The following is a 22853-nucleotide window of genomic DNA, read 5'->3' as shown; positions in this document are numbered from 1 at the left end:
GATAATGTAAAGGAGTTTGGCTGGTATGAATTATTTCGAGGGGAATGAGTTTTTCCTTCTCTTGTTTGTAGTTTTACTGATTGGTTTTGTGGTAAACTTTTTTGAAAAACGTAAGGACTACTATATTTTGGCGCTCTCCCTCTTATTTGCAGGAGCTATCTATGGTAAGAGTCGAGCGATGATGGTCTATTTGCTCGCCTTTGTCGTTTACCAATATTTTCTGGTTTTTCTAGCACAGAGGATAGAGGCAAAGCGGCTGAAACCACTGGTTTTCCTTTCCATTCTTCCTTTGGTAATCAATAAAGTCTTTGCCCTGACTTCTCTGCATTTGTTGGCCTTTATTGGAATTTCTTACATGTCCTTTAAGACCATTCAGATCATGCTAGAGATATCGGATGGCTTAATCAAAGAAAATATCAGTGTAAAAGATTATCTACAGTTTTTGCTCTTTTTCCCAACAGTTAGTGCTGGTCCAATTGATCGGAGTAGGAGATTTTTAAAAGAGATAAACGAGGTCATGCCCCGAAAAGAGTATCTAGAATTAGCAGGGGACGGTGTGTATCGTATCGTTCTAGGCCTTCTTTACAAGATTGTTTTATCAACCTATGTGTACCAGATGTTACTCGCTCTAAATAATACGGGCGCAGTCGTTTACTCAATCAAGTATATGTACCTCTATACCTTGTATCTGTTCTTTGACTTTGCAGGCTATAGTCTAATGGCCGTTGGAAGTAGTAATATTCTAGGTATTCAGACACCGATGAACTTTAACAAACCTTTCTTGAGTGTCGATATCAAAGATTTCTGGACTAGATGGCATATCACCTTGTCGATCTGGTTGAGAGATTTTGTATTTTCAAGAGTATTGATGCAGGTTATCAGGAAAAAATGGTTTAAAAATAGACTACACAATGCAACCTATGCCTATATGGTCAATATGTTGGTCATGGGTTTTTGGCACGGTCTTAGTGTTAGTTACATTGTCTATGGTTTTTATCATGGTGTCTTGATGGCTGGATTTGAAGTGTATCAAAAGAAAAGCAATTTTTATAAGAAAAATAAAAACAAAAAATGGTATAAGCTATTAAGTTGGTTTGTGACTATGAATTTGGTTATGGTTGGTTTCTTTATCTTTTCAGGTGAACCCTATAAAATCTTACTGACGATTTTAAAGAGATAAGAGATTGAAAAGAAATCGGATAGATCGAAGGGATAGGATAAAACGAGATGATTAAATTAAAAGCATTTTTACTATCGCTTGTGCTCGTAATTGCGACGCTTGCCCTTTTAAATGTGACGTATGTCAAGAAGATTGATGATTATTATAAAGTCAAGGATAACAGTATTCGTTACAGCACCTCGTATGAAAAGTATAAAAGTAGAGATATTCTAACAAGCAATATCACCCCCAATACACTGGTTCTAATGGGTTCCTCAGAGTTGGTTGCAACGATAAATGAAGACTATCATCCAAATAAAATTTTTAACTACAACGATTTTAATATCATGCAGATTGGGACCAGTTATTCTCAAAACATCATTCAGGCTACGACCTTGGGCTCTATTGAAGGATCGATGACTAAGCGAAAAGTAGCTATAGTAGAGTCTGTTCAGTGGTTTGAAAAAGATGGGACCCATCAAGATGCCTTTTTGAATAAGGCTTCTCAGGAACATATTTTCCACATGCTAGATAATGGCAAGATTAGTAAAGAAACGAAAGAAAAACTAATCAATCGCATTATCGAGATTACCAAGGGAAACAAGCAACAAAATGACATCTACAAAAAATACAAAAGTTATTTCATAGATGGAAAAGGAACCATTGTTGATAAAAAACTATTAGAGTTTGAGAACGCGATGTATTCCTTTAAGCTCAAACAGACTTTTTATCAAAAACATGCTAAATCAGATTATCCTTCACTAGGAGACAAAACCCCAGACTATGATTGGCAGAAGATGACGAATCAGTTTGTGGAAGAGGTCAAACAGAAAACAGACAATAATGACTATGCTGTTGATAATAACTACTACAATACTTACTTAAAAGATCGCTATGCATCGCTGAAAGATTCCAATAAAGATTTGAACTATCTGGAGTCACCAGAATATTCAGATATGGAACTCTTCTTGACAGTTGCCAAAGAATTGGGCATTGAAGTTGAAGTTATTATTTTCCCGGTAAACGGGAAATGGAATGACTACACTGGTGTCTCAAGGGAGATGCGAGAAAAAACTTATAAAAAAATAGAAGATGTCGCAAAAAGCCATGGTGCAACGGTACTAAACTATGGAAACAGAGAGTATGATGATTACTTTTTATTTGACGTGATGCACGTTGGAGTGAAAGGATGGATGGAAGTTGAAAAAGAACTTTACAAATTTGCAAACCAAGCTAACTAACACTCATCGTTTAATCTTATGGACACTATTTTTTTATACGGTTATCTTGAGCATCGTAATTTACTGTTTTGTGACCGATTTTTCGAATATTCAAGAATTTATCTATAGTGAATTTTAAGACTGTATACAAAAAGGCCCTGGGACTAGGCATAGCTAGTCTTCAGGGCTTTTACCTTATAGTTTATCAGCTATTTTTTGACTTAGAAATTGCCCAACCACAGCACCAATCAAGGCACAAAGGAGAATGCTTGAAACAAAGAGAAGGATTTTGTCCAGCTCTGGAGCGACCATGATACGGTCAATGTATTCCTGAGATTTTCCACGAGCGAGGAGAGCTGCCTCGTAGGATGCTGGATTGATCCACATGAGGAGGATAGGACCGCTTGTGCTAAAAGCAAAGACGAGGAAGGAGAGGGTGTTTTTGATTCGATCTCTGTAGTTTCCGAGACGAGCAATGGCATCTGCTGCAAGACCACAGGCGAGTCCTGGGAGAAAGGCACCAGCGCCATGCTTGCTAGCTAGGAAGAAAAGTGCCATAAAAAGTCCTAGAGTGGTGATAGCGCCAAAACGAGGGACCTTCGTCAAAAGAAACATGTAGACGCTACCCCCAACAAGGGCTGAAAAAGCCGGAGCATAGAACATATTGCCCGTTGAGTCAACCAAGTGACCAAGTACTACTCCAATCCCTAGACAGAGGAAATAAAGGACGACAGCTAAGAGGGTGGTTAAGATATTTTTCTTCATGAGAATCTCCTTGATGCGAATTAACAAAACCAATTGTATCACGCTTTTTGAGGATTGTAAATGGGAGTTCTATATTTTTGAAAACGTTTGAAATATGATATAATAGTTACATCGTTAGTTTAAGGAGAGTAGCATGGGAAAATTTCTAGAATTCGTCTTTAATCGTATCTTTTTGGGAATGATGGCGACGGCTTATTTCTGGCTATTAACACTAGCAGGAGGAGTGGTCTTTGGTTTGGCACCAGCTAGTGCAACTCTTATGAGTTTGTATGCGGAGCATGGGTATACCTATCGAGCATACCATTTGAAGGAAGCTTGGGAATTGTATAAGAGTAATTTTGTCAAGAGCAACCTGGCTTTCTATAGTTTTGTGTTTGTGGATCTTGTCCTAGTTTATGGTTTGTATCTTCTAGTTCAATTGCCCCATCAGACAATTCTCCACCTCTTGGCGACCTTTCTCAACGTCCTTGTAGTTGCTCTTGTCTTTCTAGCCTATACTGTGTCCTTGAAACTTCAGGTGTACTTTGATTTATCCTACCAAAATACCTTGAAACTGTCCCTTATCGGGATTTTTATGAGCTTACCTGCGATTGCCAAGGTTTTACTCGGGTCCGCTCTCCTTGTAGGAGTTGGTTATTATATGCCTGCCTTGCTCTTTTTTGTAGGAATTGGAATGTGGCATTTCTTTATCAGTGATATGTTGGAACCTATTTATGAAAGTATCCATGAAAAATTGGCGACAAAATAGAATGAAGCAGTTTTGGCTTCACTCTCTTTTACGGATTTATAGTTTGGTTATGATCGTGGTCATTGCCAGTTTTGCGATTATGCTATCGTATGCTGACTGGGACTCGCGTGAGAAAGAGGCCCAACGGGTTGCAGAACGTGTGACCACTCGGACAGTGAGTGAAGTGGAATACTATCACAGAGAGTCAACCCAACTTGCTCAGTCTTTGGTTGAAAATCAGGCCCGCATCGAAGGAATTTACAAGTATTTCAGTCTCAGCACACCAGACTACTTCTATTGGCAATTAGAGCGTAAAACTTCACCTTATATCTCGGTTTCCCTGTATGAAAATATTGATGACCTCTATGTTCGGAATGATTTTGTGACTGGAGTGGCTATTGTTCTTCAGGACTATAAGGAAGTGTATGTTTCGACTAGAGAAAAACGCAGTGGAGAGAAAATTCCTGCGGAGGGTTTTAAGCCGGCAGCCAATAGTTTTGCCATTCCTGTTTCCGATCCTGTGTCTGACAAGGATTTAGGAGTAATCTATATCTCACTATCCCCGGATGTTTTACATGGCGCTATTGACAATACAAGGGGTCATATCCCAATGGCTGTAACAGTAACTTCGCCTTTTGAGACCGAGATGTTCCATATTGGGGAGAAGGTCTCAGCCGAGCGAGAAAACTGGTTTGTAGGTGTCACCTCTCATGGTTATCAGGTTCGAGTTGCTGTTCCTAAAAATTTTGTTCTTACAGGAACTTTGACGAGTTCAGCTGTCATTATTGGGCTAAGTATTCTCTTTATCATCATTTTGTACGTGACCCTTAGACAGACTTTTTCAAATTACCAAAAGCAGGTCGTAGACCTAGTAGATTCGATCGAGGTGATTGCTCAAGGAGAAGAAGGCCTTCGAATCGATACCTCTGAAAAAGACCAAGAGTTGCTTCTCATTGCAGAAACAACCAATAATATGTTGGATCGCCTGGAAAAAAATATTCACGATATCTATCAGCTAGAGCTCAGTCAAAAAGATGCCAATATGCGAGCCCTGCAGGCTCAAATCAATCCTCACTTTATGTACAATACTCTGGAGTTTTTACGGATGTATGCCGTCATGCAAAGTCAGGATGAACTGGCAGATATTATCTATGAATTTAGTAGCTTGTTACGCAACAATATCTCCGACGAGCGGGAAACGACGTTAAAGCAAGAGTTGGAATTTTGCCGAAAATATAGCTATCTCTGTATGGTGCGTTATCCTAAATCCATTGCCTATGGTTTCAAGATTGCACCAGAATTGGAAGAAATGAGGATTCCAAAATTTACACTCCAACCATTAGTAGAAAACTACTTTGCCCATGGTGTTGACCATCGCAGAACGGATAATGTCATCAGTATCAAAGCCTTGAAGGGCCAAGGATTCGTTGAAATCCTAGTGGAAGACAATGGTCGGGGAATGTCCGCTGAGAGACTAGCTAGCTTGCAAGAAAAATTAGCTCAGAGAAGTTTTGAACACGAGGCAAGCTATAGTGGGGAGCGGCAATCAATTGGAATAGTAAATGTACACGAACGCTTTGTTCTCTACTTTGGGGATCGCTACCAAATCAGTGTAGAGTCAGCTGAGCAAGAAGGTGTTCGTTACCATATCATTATCCAGGATGAATAGAAAGGGTAGAAATGTATAAAGTTTTATTAGTAGACGATGAGTACATGGTGACAGAGGGGCTCAAGCGATTAATCCCCTTTGAAAAATGGGATATGCAAGTCGTCGCAACTGCTAATCACGCAGATGATGCTTTGGACTACGTCAAGGGAAATCCAGTAGATGTGGTCATTTCCGATGTCAACATGCCAGATAAGACCGGACTTGAGATGATTAGGGAAATGAAAGAGCTACTTCCAGATACCTATTATATCTTGCTGTCTGGTTATCAGGAGTTTGAGTACGTCAAAAAAGCCATGAACCTTAGTGTCGTGGATTATCTGGTTAAGCCAGTAGACAAGGTGGAGTTGGGCCATTTATTAGAAAAAATTGCGCAACAGCTTCAGGAAAAGGTGGAGCAAAGTCAGACCCTCAGTCAAGAATTGGATGAGACAGGATTTACGAATTACCTGTCAGGTAAAGACAGCTGGTGGATTGGTCTATCCAAGGGAAAGCAAGGTTCTTTTACCATTCCTTACTATGTTTTGGGGCAAGACTGGCAGATTTTCATCTCTGATCAGCCACTCGATGGCATCGTTGTGACACCATTTGAAGCACCCTTCCAGCAGTCCTTTGAGAATTGGAAGATCAACGCTGAAAAAGCCCTCTTCTACGGTTCAGTCAATCTAGAAAAATCCGAGAGTTTGTTTGCTTATTACGAGCCGATTTATCGAGTGATTATCCAAGGGAATATCAATCAAATCATCGAGGAATTAACCCTGCTAGAGAAGGTTGTTTTGAAGAATACCCCGCGCGTGGCCATCACAAAGCAGCTCTTCACTCAGTTTGTCATGGATGTCTTTCATTTATTTGAACACCTAAAAGCAGATGATATGACCGAGATTGTCAAAGCTATCCATGCCATTAACACTTTTGAAGAATTGGTTTCCTATATCAAAGAAACCTTGACCAAGTTCTTTGGCCAGTACCGCATGAATGAAAATGTGGTAAGTGTTCTGGAAGTGATTGGGCGTGATTATCAGAAAGAGCTCTCACTGAAGGATATTAGCAAGGATCTCTTTATCAATCCTGTCTATCTCGGTCAGCTGATCAAGAGGGAAACCAACTCAACCTTTGCGGAATTGCTCAATAAACAGAGAATTAAGGCAGCGCAGCAACTCTTACTTTCGACCAGTGATAGTATCGAAGATATTTGCTATGCAGTTGGCTATAGTAATGTTGGATATTTCTATAAGGTTTTCCGTAAATTGTGCGGAAAATCACCGAAAGCTTATCGGAAACAAGTTGAAACCAGCTTGTAAAAGTTGTATTTCTGTACAAAAAATGCTATAATGTTCAAAATATCTTAAGGAGGAAAACATGAAAAAGAATCCTATTTATCTTTGGGTCTTGTTAGTCCTATCAGCCCTCATTTCATCTATGTCATTATTTGGAATCTTGAGTCCATTGCCAAGTAAAGATGTGCTTCGTGCGAGCCTGGCGAATAGCGGGACGCTTACTGCCCAGCAATTAGAAGACACAGTCAACTATACTTATCAAGTAACAGCGTCATCGCACTCTATTTTTAATACGTTGTTGATTGTTTTATCTGCAATTTTAGTTGTAGTAGCCTTTGTATTTCTAGTACGTAAAAATGTGCAATTCGCAAACTATGCTTATATCGGCTATGTTCTACTAGCGATTGTTGGTTTGGTTTATAGCTATATGAACGTTCAAGATGCGGTTCAATTAATCAAAGATTCTACCCTCGGCCTAGGAATGGGAGCATTTGCACAAGGAACGAATATTTTGTTCATCATTATAAATGTTCTCTTTTTAGCCTTAGTCTTTTACAAGATGTGGCGCCAACAAAAAGATTTGGCCGAAGAAGTCGAAGCAGAAGAAGTTGCCTAAGTATTGACAAAAAAGAACTATCAAGTTACAATCTTGGTAGTTCTTTTTTAAATCGTAAACAAAAAATCGAGGTCAACATGAAAAAAATATCCCTAGTGTATATCAGTCTGAGTGGGAATACAGAGAGTTTTGTAACCCGACTCAAGGACTATCTCTTGTCTCAGTATGAGGGAATTGAGGTCCAAAAAATCCATATCAAGGATTTGGTCAAGGAAGGGAAAGATTTCTTTGAAATGGAACATCCCTATGTCGCTTTCTTGCCGACCTATCTGGAAGGTGGAAATGGTGTCGATAACGGCGATGTTGAGATTCTAACGACTCCAGTGGGCGACTTTATCGCTTATGGAGACAATGCTAGTAAGTGTTTTGGGGTAGTGGGATCTGGCAATCGCAATTTTAACAATCAATACTGCCTGACAGCCAAGCAGTATAGCCAGCGCTTTGGCTTCCCGGTCCTAGCAGACTTTGAAATGCGTGGTATGCTGGGAGATATTAAAAAAGTCGCAGCGATTATCGCGGACTTGTATGAGTTAGAAACAGAAAAATAAAGTAGTACTGAGGGGCAGTTGAGATTTTCAACTGCCTTTGAGTATGCAAAAAGCACCCCCGTAAGGGTGCCAATTTATATACTATCCTGCTTTTCCGATGGCAAGTGCATAGATAAAGAAAATAGCAAAGCCAAAGAGGAAAATCAATCCTGCGATAGCGAGGAGTTTTAGCCAGGAAGGAAGATTTTTATTCTCACGTGTCACCAATACATAGTTCAAAAGAGCGAAGAATGGTGTTGTCAGGAAAGAACCGATCATGGCAAAGCGAAGCATGGTTGAAACTTGTCCAGCAAAGAATTTAATAATTACGATACCAATGATAGCGGTAATGGTCATCCAGATGTTCAAAGATTTGCGAGTATCCTCTTTTTGACGAATCAAGAGTCGTAGCGATTCCTGATTGACACGAGAGTAGCCATCGATAACAGTGATGACCGTTCCAAAGATACAGAGAAAGGCGATAAAGGTAATCAAATAACGAGACCATTCTCCAAGAACAGAGGCATACATACCCACAAACTGAGAAATGTACTTGGCTGAAGCGGCTTCAACTGCTTGTCCTGTAGGATACTGAATAAGCGCTCCTAGTGCCACGAAGAATACAGCTAGGATAGCAGTTCCAATGTAACCAACGTTAAAGTCGAAAAGGGCGTCCTCTGTATTAAAGTTGACGGTCTTTTTCTTTTCAGCAGACCAGAGTGAGTTGATGGCTGAAATTTCAATAGGGGCAGGCATCCATCCTAGGAGGGAAACGATGAAAGGGAGGGCCGCCATTTGCCAAGGTGTCTTTTCGACAAAATCAGAGCTGTATTCTGGATGCTTAATTGCTGCAATGATAACTGCAAGAACTGTTGCAATGGTCAAAGCGGACATGATCCATTTTGCCATACCATCCAATAGTTTGTAGCCACCAAAGAGTAGCATGGCCCAAATGACTGCAACAAGGATAAGGGACCATTGAGTGATGCTAAGTCCAATCATTGGGAAGGCGCTAGCGATGATGGCTGAGCAAAGGATAGCGACTCCAGCTGTATTGACCATAGCAGAGAAGGCATTGAGGACAAAGAAAATCCAGAGATAGAACTTGCCTTTTTCAGCGTAGCCTTCGACCAAGGTTTTACCAGTATCAGCAGTATATTCTGCACCAAAACGGAAAAATGGATATTTAAAAACATTGGCCAAGATAACCAAGAGGAGTAGTGACCAACCATAGGAACCACCAGCTTGAGTAGAAGATACAATGTGAGAACCTCCAACGGCAGCAGAAGCCATTAGGATTCCTGGCCCCATTGCCTTTAGTTTGCTTGCCCAGGTTGACTGGTTTGATAACGTAACTTGTGACATAATAAACACTCCTATTTTTGAATTTTCAGAATAATCTGAATAGATAGCTACTATTCTACAAAAAACTTAAAGGAAATGCAAGAATATTTTGAAAAAATACAGAAAATTACAGAAAACTTTACATGCATTAATGAAATTTCTCCAAGGAGAATATGGTAAGCCTAAAAAATCCGAGAAGAAAGCTTCTCGGATTTTGATTATTTCAATTGATCTGTAACGTCTTTTGAGAGCAACATTCCCAGATGGTAAGTTTTATTGATATGTGCAATGACATCATTGATATTTTCAGTCGTGTGAATTTTCTCTTTGATGTCAGACCTAAATGTCTCGTCCTTCAAGAGTTGCTCTTGGTAGAGTCTTTGAAGTCTTTCCTTCTCGTACTTATTGAGCAGAAAAAGGAAAACCAAGCTAAGTACAACGAGGATATAAGCATATTGGCTCATAAGGAATCTCCCAGTGTGATAAAGAAATAGTAAAAGTGAATAAATTATTTCATTGAACAGCTGCAAGGCCGAACAAAATATAAATGTTATTTTGCCTCAATCGTTCAGATTGCTTTCAAGTAATTTAAAAGATTACGACATGAGCCTAACCAAATCGATATTATTTGTTTAGGTGAATTAGTGAAGCGTTTAGGCAATTATCTCTGGTTACGACGTAAAGAAACATAAATCGACAATATTTATGTTTCTTTACTAGTGAAGCGCCTAGCCAAAGTCCGAATAGGATTTGGCGTTAGTTACTTAGATTGCTCCGCAATCAAGTAACTTTGGCGATTTACATCTTCTCTGGCGCTTCTACTCCGAGCAAACGAAGAGCTTCTTTGAGGACGACTGCGGTTGCATAGCTGAGGGCCAGACGGCTGTCGCGCTCAGGACTTTCATCTAGAATACGTGTATGTGCATAGTACTTGTTAAAAGCTTGAGCCAAACTAATCGCAAATTTCGCAATGATAGAAGGTTCAAAATTATCTGCTGCACGATTGATAATACGTGGGAAGTCTTGGAGTAGTTTAATGATTTCCCAGCTTTCAGCATCATTCAGGCTGTAGTTGCCAGCGGTATCTGGTTTGAAATCGGCTTTGCGCAAGATAGATTGGATACGAGCGTAGGCGTATTGAACGTAAGGTCCAGTTTCTCCTTCAAAGGATACCATAGCTTCAAGGTCGAAGTCGTATCCATTTGTACGGTCGGTCTTAAGATCATAGAACTTGATGGCCCCAACTCCAACAGCGTGGGCAACCTGGTCTTTATTTTCTAACTCAGGATTTTTCGCTTCGATTTGGGCCTTGGCACGACTAACAGCTTCTGCAATAGTAGGTTCTAGCAAGATGACATTTCCTTTACGAGTAGAGAGTTTTTTCCCTTCTTTTGTTACCAATCCAAACGGAACATGGACAATGTCTTGGCTCCAATCGTAGCCCATCTCTTGTAGTACTGCCTTGAGTTGTTTGAAGTGGGCAGATTGCTCTTGACCAACAACATAGATGGATTTTGCAAATTGGTATTCGTTTTTACGGTAGAGGGCTGCAGCCAAGTCACGTGTGATATAGAGAGTTGCACCATCAGATTTTTTGATAAGGGCTGGATGTTCAATTCCATATTTCTCAAGATTGACAACTTGGGCTCCCTCTGACTCAACAAGAAGTCCTTTTTCAGCAAGAAAGTCTACAACAGCATCCATCTTATCATTGTAAAAGGCTTCTCCGTTGTAGCTGTCAAATTCGACTTGTAATTCATTGTAAAGGCGGTTGAATTCCACTAAACTTTCATCACGGAACCATTGCCAGAGAGCGAGGGCTTCCTCATCTCCATTTTCCAGTTTGCGGAACCATTCGCGTGCTTCTTCATCTAAGCTAGGGTCTTTTTCAGCTTCAGCATTGATGCGAACGTAGAGTTTAAGAAGTTCATCGATTGGATGTGCTTTAACGGCTTCCTCATTTCCCCATTTCTTGTAGGCAACGATCAACATTCCAAACTGTTTGCCCCAGTCTCCTAGGTGGTTGACCTTGACCGTTTGATAGCCAATCTTTTGGAAAATATGTGACAAGCTATCCCCGATAACCGTTGAACGCAAGTGCCCAATAGAGAATGGTTTAGCGATATTGGGACTAGACATATCGATAACGATATTTTCTTGCTTGCCAATGGTTTGGTCAGCATAGTGATCTTTTTCAGTGATAACATCCTGTAATACCTGAGCCGAAATAGCAGATTTATCAAGGAAAAAGTTAACGTAAGGTCCAGTAGCAACAACCTTTTCAAAGGCATGACTATTGATTTTTTCAGCAATATCTGCTGCAATCATTTGCGGAGCTTTACGCTCGACCTTTGCTAGAGAAAAGGCAGGGAAGGCGATGTCTCCCATTTCTGAGTTTTTAGGTGTTTCCAGTAAATTTAAAATAGCCTCTTGATCCAGGCTATCAATGATGCTAGCCAACTCGCTAGCAATCAATTCTTTTGTATTCATAAGGGCTCCTTTTGGGCTTTTTTACTATTTTAACACAATTTACTACATTTTTTGAGAAAGAAAAGAATTTTTTTGAATTATCTAGTTTTTTTGGTATAATATAGTTATAAAATAAATGTAAAAGTTGTTATAAATATTCACTTAAGAGGATAATATGAGAAAAAGAGAACGGCATCAATTGATTAAAAAGATGATCACCGAAGAAAAACTTGGAACACAAAAAGAGATTCAAGATCGTTTAGAAGCTCGTAATGTTTATGTGACACAAACGACTTTGTCACGTGATTTGCGTGAAATCGGCTTGACCAAGGTTAAGAAAAATGATATGGTGTATTATGTACTAGCAAATGAGACAGATAAGATTGATTTAGTTGAGTTTTTGTCTCATCATTTAGAAGGAGTTGCAAGAGCTGAGTTCACCTTGGTACTTCATACCAAACTTGGGGAAGCTGCAGTCTTAGCAAACATTGTAGATGCAAACAAGGATGAATGGATTTTAGGAACGGTTGCTGGTGCTAATACCTTATTGGTTATTTGTCGAGACCAGCACGTTGCCAAGCTGATGGAAGATCGTTTGCTAGATTTGATGAAAGATAAATAAGGTCTTGGGAGTTGCTCTCAAGACTTATTTTTAGCAAGGAGAGACGGAAAATGGCAACAGAAAAGTTATCACCCGGCATGCAACAGTATGTGGATATTAAGAAACAATACCCAGATGCTTTTTTGCTTTTTCGGATGGGTGATTTTTACGAGTTGTTCTATGAAGATGCAATTAATGCAGCACAGATTTTAGAGATTTCCTTAACGAGTCGGAATAAAAATGCAGAAAATCCGATACCCATGGCGGGTGTCCCCTATCATTCTGCCCAGCAGTATATCGATGTTCTGATTGAGCAGGGCTATAAGGTAGCCATAGCCGAGCAGATGGAAGATCCCAAACAAGCAGTTGGTGTTGTCAAGCGAGAGGTGGTCCAGGTCATCACACCTGGAACGGTCGTTGATAGCAGTAAGCCGGATAGTCAGAATAATTTCTTGGTTTCCTTAGATTGTGATGGCAATCAATTTGGTCTGGCTTATATGGACCTGGTGACGGGTGACTTTTATGTGACGGGGCTTTTGGATTTCACTCTCGTTTGTGGGGAAATTCGCAATCTCAAGGCGCGAGAAGTGGTGCTGGGTTATGACTTGTCTGAAGAAGAAGAACAAATCCTCAGCCGTCAGATGAATCTGGTGCTTTCCTATGAGAAGGAAGGCTTTGAGGATGTCCATTTACTGGATCCACGACTGGCAGCTGTGGAGCAAGCAGCAGCTAGTAAGCTCCTCCAGTATATTCACCGAACCCAGATGCGGGAATTGAACCATCTCAAACCAGTTATCCGCTATGAAATCAAAGATTTCTTGCAGATGGATTATGCGACCAAGGCTAGTCTGGATTTGGTTGAGAATGCCCGTTCAGGTAAGAAGCAAGGCAGTCTTTTCTGGCTTTTAGATGAAACCAAAACAGCTATGGGAATGCGGCTCTTGCGTTCTTGGATCCATCGTCCTTTGATTGATAAGGAGCGAATCATCCAACGTCAAGACGTGGTGCAAGTCTTTCTTGACCACTTCTTTGAGCGCAGCGATTTAACGGATAGCCTCAAGGGTGTTTATGACATCGAACGTTTGGCTAGTCGAGTTTCTTTTGGCAAAACCAATCCCAAGGATCTATTGCAGTTGGCGACCACCTTATCCAGTGTACCACGGATTCGTGCGATTTTAGAAGGCATGGAGCAACCTGCCCTGGCCTATCTTATCGAACAGTTAGATGCCATCCCTGAGTTGGAGAGATTGATTAGTGCTGCCATTGCTCCTGAAGCTCCTCACGTGATTACGGAAGGTGGCATTATCCGTACGGGATTTGATGAGACCTTAGACAAGTACCGTCGTGTGCTCAGAGAAGGGACTAGCTGGATTGCTGAGATTGAAGCAAAAGAGAGAGAAAACTCTGGCATCAGCACGCTTAAGATTGACTACAATAAAAAAGACGGCTACTATTTCCATGTGACCAATTCACAACTGGGAAATGTGCCAGCCCACTTTTTCCGCAAGGCGACACTGAAAAACTCGGAACGCTTTGGGACAGAGGAGTTAGCCCGTATCGAGGGGGATATGCTGGAGGCGCGTGAGAAGTCAGCCAACCTAGAATATGAAATCTTTATGCGCATCCGTGAGGAAGTCAGCAAGTACATCCAGCGTTTGCAGGCTCTAGCCCAAGGAATTGCGACCGTTGATGTCCTGCAAAGTCTCGCAGTTGTGGCTGAAACCCAGCATTTGATCCGACCTGAGTTTGGGGATGATTCGCAGATCGATATCCAGAAAGGGCGCCATGCTGTCGTCGAAAAGGTCATGGGAGCTCAGACCTATATTCCTAATACGATTCAGATGGCAGAAGATACCAGTATTCAGCTAATTACAGGGCCCAACATGAGTGGGAAGTCAACCTACATGCGCCAGCTAGCTATGACGGCGGTTATGGCCCAGCTAGGCTCGTATGTGCCGGCAGAAAGTGCGCATTTGCCTATCTTCGATGCTATCTTTACCCGTATCGGAGCAGCAGATGACTTGGTTTCAGGTCAATCAACCTTTATGGTGGAGATGATGGAGGCCAACAATGCCATTTCGCATGCGACCAAGGACTCCTTGATTCTCTTCGATGAATTGGGACGGGGAACGGCAACTTATGACGGGATGGCTCTGGCCCAGTCCATCATCGAATACATTCATGAACATATCGGAGCCAAGACCCTCTTTGCGACCCACTACCATGAGTTGACCAGTCTGGAGTCCAGTTTGGAACACTTGGTTAATGTCCATGTGGCAACCTTGGAGCAGAATGGGCAGGTCACCTTCCTTCACAAGATCGAACCAGGACCAGCTGACAAATCCTACGGTATCCACGTTGCTAAGATTGCTGGTTTACCAGAAGAACTTTTAGCAAGGGCGGATAAGATATTGACTCAACTGGAGAATCAAGGGACGGAAAGTCCTGCTCCAATGAGACAAACAAGTGCTGTTACTGAACAGATGTCACTCTTTGACGCGCCTGCAGAGCATCCTATCCTAGCAGAATTAGCTAAACTGGATGTGTACAATATGACACCTATGCAGGCTATGAATGTCTTGGTTGAGCTCAAACAAAAATTATAAAAAGGACCCCACTCATGTGTTTGTGAGTGGGATTTTTCTCTATTACTTTTTATGAGCCAAGAGTTGATTGATGTGGTCTACTTTTTTAGCTTCTCTTTTATAGAGAATAACCCAGATGATAAGGTAGACGATTGCAAACTCTGGAATGAGTTGGAGATAGAAGGTCCAGTGGAAGGGGAACCAACCAGCCAGAGTTGCTAGTGGAACAAAGCCAGCCAGCATAAGGAAGAAATGGGAAAGTGTGGCACGGAGCAAGCTCCAATCACGGCTGAATAAACGACCACCAAAGCTAAAGAGAACACCGATAGCTGACCAGATGATCATACAGTAGAGCAAGACCAAGGCACCGTGAACCTGATGTTGAGCCATCGCTTGGCCGATAAGAGACTCGGGGCTTAGTGGGGTATAGGTATTTGGTGCATAAATGAGTGAAAAGAGGATAGAGAGGATGAGGCCGATAAGTACACCAGCGGCTGCATCGTGAAAGATTTGTTTTTTCATAGTTCTAATTTCTCCTTGATGGTTTTTAGGTAACGGCGTGAAGAGTAGGTGAAGCTTTCGTTTTTTAAGAAAATTTCAACCAGACCATTGGGCGTGAGCTTGAGATGAGTGATAGCGTCAATATTAACGATTTCTGATTGGGAAATTTGGATAAAAGTGGTCGGCAGAATGTCAAGAACTTGATAGAGTCGTAAATCAATGCTGTAGGTCTGACTGGCAGTTTCTGCTAGAACCTTTCGATTCTCGATATAGAAGCGTTGTATCTTATAAATCTTAACTAGATAGACCTGATCATCAATCTTTCCTTTGATTGTTTCTTTTTGGTCAAGATTTTCTACGAACTCGATGACTTTCTGGACTTTTTCGGTCGGCTGAGGAGTTTGGACAATCAGCTTTTCCTCCTCGTAAGTCTCCTTAATCTGTAGTTCTACTTTCATAAATTTCCCTCCTTTTCAGTTATACAAAATTGTGATCACTTCTTGTACACCTTTATTAAACACTATTTTACGACCTATGGCAAGAGCTTTTGCCTATGTGGACAGATTTGGAGTCTATGTGGTATTTGCTTTTTCTGGTAACATCTGAAATATGGTATAATAGCACTAATCAATTTCTAGGAAAATAGATACAGAAAGGGGCTGAAAGATGTCTCATATTATTGAATTGCCAGAGGTGCTGGCAAACCAGATCGCAGCAGGAGAGGTCATTGAACGTCCTGCTAGCGTGGTCAAAGAGTTGGTAGAAAATGCTATTGACGCGGGCTCTAGCCAGATTACCATTGAGATTGAGGAAGCTGGTCTTAAGAAGATTCAAATCACTGATAATGGTCATGGAATTGCCCACGATGAGGTGGAATTGGCCCTGCGTCGTCATGCGACCAGTAAGATAAAAAATCAAGCAGACCTCTTTCGGATTCGGACGCTTGGTTTTCGTGGTGAAGCCCTGCCCTCTATCGCTTCTGTCAGCGTCTTGACTCTGTTGACGGCGGTGGATGGTGCGAGTCATGGAACCAAGCTCGTTGCGCGTGGAGGTGAGGTTGAGAAAGTCATACCAGCGACTAGTCCTGTGGGGACCAAAGTTTGTGTGGAGGACCTCTTTTTCAACACACCAGCTCGTCTCAAGTATATGAAGAGCCAGCAAGCGGAGCTGTCTCATATCATTGATATTGTCAACCGTCTGGGCTTGGCCCATCCAGAGATTTCTTTTAGCTTGATTAGTGATGGCAAGGAAATGACGCGGACAGCAGGGACTGGTCAACTGCGTCAAGCCATCGCAGGGATTTATGGTTTGGCGAGTGCCAAGAAGATGATTGAAATTGAGAATTCTGACTTAGATTTCGAAATTTCAGGTTTTGTGTCTTTACCTGAATTAACCCGAGCAAATCGTAACTATATCAGCCTCTTCATCAATGGCCGTTATATCAAGAACTTCTTGCTCAACCGTGCTATTTTGGATGGTTACGGAAGCAAGCTTATGGTAGGGCGTTTTCCACTGGCTGTCATTCACATCCATATTGACCCCTATCTAGCTGATGTCAATGTGCATCCAACCAAACAAGAAGTGCGGATTTCTAAGGAAAGAGAACTGATGGCGCTGCTTTCAGAAGCTATTTCAAATAGTCTCAAGGAACAAGCCTTGATTCCTGATGCTTTAGAAAATCTTGCCAAGTCGACCGTGCGCAATCGTCAAAAGGTAGAGCAAACTATTCTCCCACTCAAAGAAAATACGCTTTACTATGAAAAAACGGAGGTAACTAGAGCCAGTCAAGCTGAGGTGGCTGATCATCAGGTTGAATTAACTGAGGAAGGGCAGGATTTAACCTTGTTTGCCAAGGAAACCTTGGAGCAACTGACCAAGCCAGCAAAACTGCATTTTGCAGAGAGAAAGCCTGCTAACTACGACCAACTAGACCATCCAGAGTTAGATCTAGCTAGTCTCGATAAGGCTTATGACAAGCTGGAGAGAGAAGAATCATCCAGCTTCCCAGAGTTGGAGTTTTTCGGACAGATGCACGGGACTTATCTTTTTGCCCAAGGGCGAGATGGACTCTACATCATAGACCAGCACGCGGCTCAGGAACGAGTCAAGTACGAGGAATACCGTGAAAGCATCGGCAATGTTGACCAGAGTCAGCAACAACTCCTAGTGCCCTACATCTTTGAATTTCCAGCGGATGACGCCCTTCGTCTTAAGGAAAGGATGCCTCTTTTGGAGGAAGTGGGCGTACTTCTAGCAGAGTACGGAGAAAATCAATTCATCCTGCGTGAACATCCTATTTGGATGTCAGAAGAAGAGATTGAGTCAGGCATCTATGAAATGTGCGACATGCTGCTCTTGACCAAGGAAGTTTCGATCAAGAAATACCGAGCAGAGCTAGCCATCATGATGTCCTGCAAGCGGTCTATCAAGGCCAACCATCGTATCGATGACCACTCAGCCAGACAGCTCCTTTATCAGCTCTCTCAATGTGACAATCCCTATAACTGTCCACACGGACGTCCCGTTTTGGTGCATTTCACCAAGTCAGATATGGAAAAGATGTTCCGACGCATTCAGGAAAATCATACGAGCCTACGAGAGTTGGGGAAATATTAAGAACACAAAAAGCCTTTGTTCCTTTTCGAACAAGGCTTTTTAGTTTTTCCAAAGTGGGAACTTGATTGGACATGGGCAGCTTGACACGAAGTTTACACTTGCTTGACAAGACCAGTTCTTAAAAATATTGCGAAAACTCAATTAGGTGATTCAAGGTTTTGTAGAGTCGTCTTTGTCGGAAGGATTCTCAGGACCAATTACCTTATCAAGATAACGTTGTTTGGTTTTGAGAGTCTTGTTGATAGCAATTGCAGAAGCGATTAAGAGAACAAAGGTTAGCCAGATCCAAGAAGTGAATTCGGCTGGGAAACTAGAACCGGCTAAAACGAGATAGATAGCCAGAGCTAAGACGAAAATATAAATCACTTGCCAGAGACCATAGGATTTAACCTCTTTATAGTATTTGTCCTTGTCTGCCTCCAAGGTCACTGCTGTGGAACCTTTTTCAGAATTTTCATCTAGTAGTAGATAGTCAGTTGTTACTTGGAAAATCTTGCTTAATTCAATGATTTTTTCGATTTCTGGAAGGACTTGACCAGACTCCCATTTTGAGATGCTTTGCCGAGAAACATTGATTTGTTCTGCTAGCTTTTCTTGGGACCAACCTTTTTCCTTTCTGAGTTCAAATAGTTTTTCTGCGAGTTTCATCATTCTATCCTCCTTTTTCTACCTCTATCCTAACAATTTTTACTTATAATGAGAATACAATCTCCTGTACTATTTGTCAACCAGAGGTTGCACCTTTTGTTGCAGTCTGTCTTGGGGAAATATGGTATACTAGATAGGCAAAATAATGGAGAAAAATTATGTACGAATATTTAAAAGGAATCATTACCAAAATCACTGCTAAATACATTGTCCTAGAGGTAAATGGTATAGGTTATATCTTGCATGTAGCCAATCCCTATGCTTACTCAGGTCAGGTCAATCAAGAAACTCAGATTTATGTGCATCAAGTTGTTCGTGAGGACGCCCATCTGCTCTATGGTTTTCGCTCAGAAGCTGAGAAAAAGCTCTTTCTCAGCTTGATTTCGGTTTCTGGGATTGGTCCTGTGTCAGCTCTTGCTATTATTGCTGCCGATGACAATGCTGGCTTGGTTCAGGCGATTGAAACTAAGAACATCACCTACTTGACTAAGTTCCCTAAAATCGGTAAGAAAACTGCCCAGCAGATGGTGCTGGACTTGGAAGGCAAGGTAGTTGTGGCTAGTGATGACCTTCCTGCCAAGGTGGCAGTGCAAACCAGCGTTGAAAACCAAGAACTGGAAGAAGCTATGGAAGCCATGTTGGCACTGGGCTACAAGGCGACTGAGCTCAAGAAAATCAAGAAATTCTTTGAAGGAACGACAGATACAGCTGAGAACTATATCAAGTCGGCCCTTAAGATGTTGGTAAAATAGGAGAATAATATGACAAAACGCTGTGGTTGGGTTAAAATGAACAATCCTTTATATGTGGCCTATCATGATGAAGAGTGGGGCCAATCCCTTCATGATGACCGCGCTCTTTTTGAACTGCTCTGTATGGAGACTTATCAGGCTGGTCTGTCTTGGGAAACGGTACTCAACAAACGCCAAGCTTTCCGAGAAGCATTTCATGGCTATCAAATTCAGGCAGTCGCGGAAATGACAGATGGGGAGTTGGAAGCCTTGTTAGAGAATCCAGCCATTATCCGAAATCGTGCCAAGCTCTTTGCGACGCGTGCCAACGCCCAAGCATTTTTACAAATCCAGAAAACCTTTGGCTCTTTTGACGCTTATCTCTGGTCCTTTGTTGAGGGAAAAACGATCGTGAATGATGTTCCTGACTATCACCTAGCACCTGCTAAAACAGCCTTGTCTGAAAAATTAGCTAAAGATCTAAAAAAACGAGGTTTCAAGTTCACAGGTCCAGTCGCCGTTTTAGCTTTTCTACAGGCGGCAGGTCTGATAGATGATCATGAGAATGATTGTGAGTGGAAAAGCGGAAGTTAGTGAGTCCAAGCGTCTAACTATCTGAGAATATAGAAAAAGCTGAGAAATTCCTCTCAGCTTTTTGATTATATGCTAGTAATTTTTATAGTGCAGTGAGAAATGTCAGTCCACCTAAGACAACGCCAGCTGAGTTTGGAATAATTAGTATCCAATCCTTCTTAGGTTCTTTTGTCCATCCATAAATAACCCAAATTAAACAAGATACTGCTGCGGATAAAGGCTGGAATGGTTGAGCTTTGTTGCCTTGTAAATTGGCAAAAATTTGTGGGATGTAGGCGATAAATACAACAATCCCGATAAAGGCTCCAATTGAACCGACAATTTGATTTATTTTTTGTTTAGTCATATACACCTCCTTTAAAAAGATATCATAGAAATAAGCAAAATGCAATAAATTCAGACACAAATTGTAACGAAAATCAATACCAAAACACAAAAATGGAGAAATTGTTTATTTTTTGTTATCGTCAAAGCGAATGACTTGCTTCTGTGTATCCACATAAGCGTGAACGCCAAAGGGCACAATGGCTCTTGGAGTTGCGTGACCGACATTCAGATTATAGACAATCGGGATATTGTTATCAATGATATCCAATAGTGCTTCCTTATAGTCGTCATAGAAGGTTTCATCCATTGGCTTTCCGACCAAGAGTCCACTGATAACCCCAAATATCCCCGTGTCCTTTAAAGTCCGCAACATTTTTTTGAAATCATCAGGTTCAGGCTTTTCTTCGCTTGTTTCTAGCAAGAGAATCTTTCCTTCCCAGTCACATAAGTCAGGAAAAAGTTTGTATTTTTGGCAGAGAACTGTGCTGTCTGCGTATCGAGAATTGTCAAAGATATCATAGAGGGACTCAAGGCAACCACCGAGAATTTCTCCCTCAAACTGAGCATTTCCTTGCAACAAATCAAAGCCTGTATTTACATGACTGATACGAGCTGTTCCCAGAGCCTTGGGACTAAAATCAGTCCGTTCCTCATACCAAAGGTCGCTAGGGCGGATTTCTGAGATTCTTCCTGTCTTGATCAATTCTTTAAAGTAGTGAAAGCTATAGGGTAACATCTCATTGTCTAATTCACAAATGTCTGCTAGAAAGGATTGCCCATAAAAAGTCTTGATCCCTAGTTTGTGCAACATAAGGTGGTTCATGGTTGTATCCGAGAAGCCAAGAAAAATCTTTTGTTGGATAACCTTTTGGAGCTGGTCGTTTTCAAAAAGGTAGGGTAGCAAGCGATAGGTATCATCCCCACCGATGGCGCAGAGGATCATGTCGATGCTATCATCCGAAAAGGCCTGCATCAAATCCTCTGCACGTGCTTCAGGATGGTCCTTGATAAAGTCTAACCCTTTTAGCGAATGGGGCAAAAAGACAGGATTGAGTCCCAAATCCTTGAGACGTTGGAGACCCAAATCGACTTCGTGTTTGACAAAATTCTCTCCGATAACACCGCTAGACAAACTAACGATACCAATAGTAGAAATCATATCTCATCCTCCTAGAAATAGATTGATACTCTTCGAAAATCAAATTCAAACTACGTCAGCGTCGCCTTGCCGTACTCAAGTACAGCCTGCGGCTAGCTTCCTAGTTTGCTCTTTGATTTTCATTGAGTATGAGCCTATTCTATCACAAAAGATGAGAGGAAACTACAAGAATGAGACTCAGAAGTGCTATTGAATCTCAAGAAAGCAAGTGAAAAAGCAACCGCCTGTGCAGTTGCTTTTCGTTTTTCTAATCTCTAATCTCACTAGATATGAGTTACTTGGTCAATTCTTGATTATAGGAGAGGGCTAAATCAATCCAGTAAGGCAGTTCTTTCTGACCTTCGATATCTAGGTCTATATAGCCATGATAAGGTCGCCCTCTCATCAATGTAGTATGAGCTCCTGTTCGGGGTAGAACTTGCTTTTCCATTTCTTTGCCAATTCTCACCATAACCAGCTCGTCCTTTCTGGAACTGACTGTAAGGACCATTTTCCCACGAATCATAAAGGCCAGGCCACCAAACAGTTTCTTTTCTTCTAACTCTTCTTCGAAAATTTGGGGAGGAAGTTTGAGTGCTAGAATTTTTCGAATCTGCTGAGCTAAAGATTGACTATATGCCATAGCTTTTCACTTTTCTTAATAACGTGATGGGCCCGCGCTTGCACTTCGGATGTTGAAACGTTTCTTGAGATAGAAGCGAAGGGAGAGAAGAGCAGCCCCTAGGATAGCCAAAGGCAATGGAGCAAGGACTGGATTGAGGTTTGCTGGTAGGAAGCTTGTTGCAAAGAAGACAACCAACCAAAGGACCATAGAGGCCAGGATAACGAGGATTGATTTCCAGAATGGAGGACGTTGGCTACGATCTGTGTCTGGTCCATAGTACTGGTAGACAAAGTAGTACATCAAGTAGAAGGCAAGTCCTCCTACAAGCCCAACCAACAAGAGGGTAATCAATCCATAGCCAATAGCCTGATCTGTAGAGAAGAAGGTAGTTAGAGCGCTAACCAATGCAAAGAGACTGGTGATAAAAAGAGCTGAGTCCATAATCATGAGTTTTGGATCGTCATTTTCTTTTGGATGCTCTTTTTCGTATTGCTCCTTGACAGTGAAGCTATGAGCCCAGTGAGTTGGAGCGCCATAGAGGGAACGAGCAGTCGTTCCTTTGGCTTGCTCTTCAAGGATTTTAGGAATGACTTCCTCAAAGATAGCCTTGATTTCAGCGTCTGTTTTACCATCTTTGATAAATTGTTGGGTAGCGATGTGGATAAATTCTTGGTTTTTCTTGGTTAGTTTCTGTAAATCAATCTGAGACATAGGGAT

The 22853-nt window shown here is 41.5% G+C and carries 23 protein-coding genes; 12 read left to right on the top strand and 11 right to left on the bottom strand.

Annotated elements, in window-relative coordinates:
• The first annotated feature begins 25 nt into the window (after window positions 1–25).
• Together dltB and dltD are read left to right on the top strand one after the other, a co-directional pair.
• A complete protein-coding gene (gene dltB, locus HMPREF2655_RS00660; RefSeq protein WP_033605723.1) occupies window positions 26–1180 on the top strand; it encodes a D-alanyl-lipoteichoic acid biosynthesis protein DltB in 1155 nt (384 codons plus the stop codon).
• 47 nt (window positions 1181–1227) lie between these two features.
• The gene (gene dltD / locus HMPREF2655_RS00655) at window positions 1228–2400 is read left to right on the top strand and encodes a D-alanyl-lipoteichoic acid biosynthesis protein DltD (protein ID WP_070837154.1); all 1173 of its coding nucleotides are present in this window, start codon (window positions 1228–1230) and stop codon (window positions 2398–2400) included.
• Between the two features lie 174 nt (window positions 2401–2574).
• On the opposite strand, the gene HMPREF2655_RS00650 is transcribed toward dltD, so the two are convergent.
• Window positions 2575–3144, bottom strand: coding sequence for an MptD family putative ECF transporter S component (locus HMPREF2655_RS00650; protein ID WP_070837152.1), 570 nt, complete (start codon window positions 3142–3144; stop codon window positions 2575–2577).
• 133 nt (window positions 3145–3277) lie between these two features.
• Here HMPREF2655_RS00650 and HMPREF2655_RS00645 point away from each other — a divergent pair, with 133 nt between their 5' ends.
• From HMPREF2655_RS00645 to nrdI, 5 genes are all read left to right on the top strand, one after another.
• The gene (locus tag HMPREF2655_RS00645; protein WP_065371514.1) at window positions 3278–3892 is read left to right on the top strand and encodes a YesL family protein; all 615 of its coding nucleotides are present in this window, start codon (window positions 3278–3280) and stop codon (window positions 3890–3892) included.
• Complete coding sequence (locus HMPREF2655_RS00640) at window positions 3870–5540, top strand: sensor histidine kinase (RefSeq protein ID WP_083321207.1); 1671 nt, start codon at window positions 3870–3872, stop codon at window positions 5538–5540. The genes HMPREF2655_RS00645 and HMPREF2655_RS00640 overlap by 23 nt, the downstream gene beginning before the upstream one ends.
• Window positions 5541–5551: 11 nt before the next feature.
• Window positions 5552–6838 carry a response regulator transcription factor gene (locus HMPREF2655_RS00635; protein WP_070837151.1) on the top strand — a complete coding sequence of 429 codons (1287 nt, stop codon included), beginning with the start codon at window positions 5552–5554 and terminating at the stop codon, window positions 6836–6838.
• A gap of 58 nt (window positions 6839–6896) precedes the next feature.
• The gene (locus HMPREF2655_RS00630) at window positions 6897–7430 is read left to right on the top strand and encodes an ABC transporter permease (RefSeq protein WP_000740038.1); all 534 of its coding nucleotides are present in this window, start codon (window positions 6897–6899) and stop codon (window positions 7428–7430) included.
• A gap of 77 nt (window positions 7431–7507) precedes the next feature.
• The gene (nrdI, locus tag HMPREF2655_RS00625; RefSeq protein ID WP_070837149.1) at window positions 7508–7978 is read left to right on the top strand and encodes a class Ib ribonucleoside-diphosphate reductase assembly flavoprotein NrdI; all 471 of its coding nucleotides are present in this window, start codon (window positions 7508–7510) and stop codon (window positions 7976–7978) included.
• 81 nt (window positions 7979–8059) lie between these two features.
• On the opposite strand, the gene HMPREF2655_RS00620 is transcribed toward nrdI, so the two are convergent.
• The 3 genes from HMPREF2655_RS00620 to argS all read right to left on the bottom strand — a co-directional run bounded on the left by HMPREF2655_RS00620 (window position 8060) and on the right by argS (window position 11791).
• Window positions 8060–9322, bottom strand: coding sequence for an NRAMP family divalent metal transporter (locus HMPREF2655_RS00620; RefSeq protein WP_070837147.1), 1263 nt, complete (start codon window positions 9320–9322; stop codon window positions 8060–8062).
• Window positions 9323–9519: 197 nt separating this feature from the next.
• Entirely contained in the window at window positions 9520–9765 is a 246-nt protein-coding gene (locus tag HMPREF2655_RS00615) for a hypothetical protein (RefSeq protein ID WP_000084865.1), read from the bottom strand.
• Window positions 9766–10099: 334 nt separating this feature from the next.
• The gene (gene argS, locus HMPREF2655_RS00610; protein ID WP_070837145.1) at window positions 10100–11791 is read right to left on the bottom strand and encodes an arginine--tRNA ligase; all 1692 of its coding nucleotides are present in this window, start codon (window positions 11789–11791) and stop codon (window positions 10100–10102) included.
• Window positions 11792–11945: 154 nt separating this feature from the next.
• Between argS and argR the strand changes: the two genes are divergently transcribed.
• Together argR and mutS are read left to right on the top strand one after the other, a co-directional pair.
• On the top strand, window positions 11946–12392 hold the full coding sequence (gene argR / locus HMPREF2655_RS00605; RefSeq protein WP_001231483.1) for an arginine repressor: 447 nt from the start codon (window positions 11946–11948) through the stop codon (window positions 12390–12392).
• 50 nt (window positions 12393–12442) lie between these two features.
• A complete protein-coding gene (gene mutS / locus HMPREF2655_RS00600) occupies window positions 12443–14977 on the top strand; it encodes a DNA mismatch repair protein MutS (RefSeq protein WP_070837143.1) in 2535 nt (844 codons plus the stop codon).
• Between the two features lie 42 nt (window positions 14978–15019).
• Here mutS and HMPREF2655_RS00595 read toward each other — a convergent pair whose 3' ends face one another.
• Together HMPREF2655_RS00595 and HMPREF2655_RS00590 are read right to left on the bottom strand one after the other, a co-directional pair.
• Window positions 15020–15478 carry a DUF3021 domain-containing protein gene (locus HMPREF2655_RS00595; protein WP_000743977.1) on the bottom strand — a complete coding sequence of 153 codons (459 nt, stop codon included), beginning with the start codon at window positions 15476–15478 and terminating at the stop codon, window positions 15020–15022.
• The gene (locus HMPREF2655_RS00590; protein WP_070837141.1) at window positions 15475–15915 is read right to left on the bottom strand and encodes a LytTR family DNA-binding domain-containing protein; all 441 of its coding nucleotides are present in this window, start codon (window positions 15913–15915) and stop codon (window positions 15475–15477) included. Before HMPREF2655_RS00590 ends, HMPREF2655_RS00595 begins: the two co-directional genes overlap by 4 nt.
• A 208-nt stretch (window positions 15916–16123) precedes the next feature.
• Between HMPREF2655_RS00590 and mutL the strand changes: the two genes are divergently transcribed.
• Window positions 16124–18073 carry a DNA mismatch repair endonuclease MutL gene (mutL, locus tag HMPREF2655_RS00585; RefSeq protein ID WP_070837139.1) on the top strand — a complete coding sequence of 650 codons (1950 nt, stop codon included), beginning with the start codon at window positions 16124–16126 and terminating at the stop codon, window positions 18071–18073.
• A 150-nt stretch (window positions 18074–18223) separates the two neighbouring features.
• Here mutL and HMPREF2655_RS00580 read toward each other — a convergent pair whose 3' ends face one another.
• Window positions 18224–18724 (bottom strand): helix-turn-helix domain-containing protein, encoded by a 501-nt coding sequence (locus HMPREF2655_RS00580; protein ID WP_070837137.1) that lies wholly within the window; start codon window positions 18722–18724, stop codon window positions 18224–18226.
• A gap of 155 nt (window positions 18725–18879) precedes the next feature.
• Here HMPREF2655_RS00580 and ruvA point away from each other — a divergent pair, with 155 nt between their 5' ends.
• Both ruvA and HMPREF2655_RS00570 read left to right on the top strand, forming a co-directional pair.
• Window positions 18880–19473, top strand: a complete 594-nt coding sequence (gene ruvA, locus HMPREF2655_RS00575) for a Holliday junction branch migration protein RuvA (RefSeq protein ID WP_070837135.1) — start codon at window positions 18880–18882, stop codon at window positions 19471–19473.
• Between the two features lie 9 nt (window positions 19474–19482).
• The gene (locus HMPREF2655_RS00570; RefSeq protein WP_070837133.1) at window positions 19483–20046 is read left to right on the top strand and encodes a DNA-3-methyladenine glycosylase I; all 564 of its coding nucleotides are present in this window, start codon (window positions 19483–19485) and stop codon (window positions 20044–20046) included.
• An 82-nt stretch (window positions 20047–20128) separates the two neighbouring features.
• Here the strand turns inward: HMPREF2655_RS00570 and HMPREF2655_RS00565 are convergent, their stop codons facing one another.
• From HMPREF2655_RS00565 to HMPREF2655_RS00550, 4 genes are all read right to left on the bottom strand, one after another.
• Window positions 20129–20392 (bottom strand): SemiSWEET family transporter, encoded by a 264-nt coding sequence (locus HMPREF2655_RS00565; RefSeq protein ID WP_000166113.1) that lies wholly within the window; start codon window positions 20390–20392, stop codon window positions 20129–20131.
• Between the two features lie 105 nt (window positions 20393–20497).
• Entirely contained in the window at window positions 20498–21532 is a 1035-nt protein-coding gene (locus tag HMPREF2655_RS00560) for a S66 family peptidase (RefSeq protein ID WP_070837131.1), read from the bottom strand.
• 274 nt (window positions 21533–21806) lie between these two features.
• Window positions 21807–22154, bottom strand: coding sequence for a TfoX/Sxy family protein (locus HMPREF2655_RS00555; RefSeq protein ID WP_000331825.1), 348 nt, complete (start codon window positions 22152–22154; stop codon window positions 21807–21809).
• Window positions 22155–22169: 15 nt separating this feature from the next.
• Window positions 22170–22847 carry a DUF1129 domain-containing protein gene (locus HMPREF2655_RS00550; protein ID WP_070837129.1) on the bottom strand — a complete coding sequence of 226 codons (678 nt, stop codon included), beginning with the start codon at window positions 22845–22847 and terminating at the stop codon, window positions 22170–22172.
• Window positions 22848–22853: the final 6 nt, after the last annotated feature.

The sequence above is a fragment of the Streptococcus sp. HMSC066F01 genome (assembly GCF_001837335.1).
Classification (GTDB): Bacteria; Bacillota; Bacilli; order Lactobacillales; family Streptococcaceae; genus Streptococcus; species Streptococcus oralis_S.
The sequence above is the reverse complement of the archived record's forward strand: the minus strand, read 5'-3'. Positions and strand labels throughout refer to the sequence as shown.